The organism is Halioglobus sp. HI00S01, assembly GCF_001635445.1.
Taxonomy (GTDB): domain Bacteria; phylum Pseudomonadota; class Gammaproteobacteria; order Pseudomonadales; family Halieaceae; genus Halioglobus; species Halioglobus japonicus.
Genome location: NZ_LWEE01000222.1, coordinates 1 through 217 on the forward strand (window position 1 = coordinate 1; position 217 = coordinate 217).

At 53.0% G+C, this 217-nt stretch carries 1 protein-coding gene; it reads right to left on the reverse strand.

Annotation, left to right across the window (positions count from 1 at the left end):
- Positions 1 to 18 precede the first annotated feature (18 nt).
- Positions 19 to 217 (reverse strand): CBS domain-containing protein (locus A3709_RS22760; RefSeq protein ID WP_156507826.1); only part of this gene is annotated, 199 nt, incomplete at its 5' end.

A 217-nucleotide genomic window follows, 5' to 3' on the forward strand; every position in this document is an offset into this window, starting at 1 on the left:
CGATTTCTGTGTGGATCATTAGGCTATTCCCGCATGCAGAAGGTGCATGAGATGGAGGACACCGCGAATCTCCCGGCTGTTGTAGTCGGTAATGATCAGCGAGGTAATTTCCGATTCTTCCATGGTCTTCATGGCTTCCGCGGCGAGTATGCCTGGCGCTGCGGTTTTCGGATTGCGGTGCATCAATTCGCCCATAGAGGTGGTGGTAATGTCTACC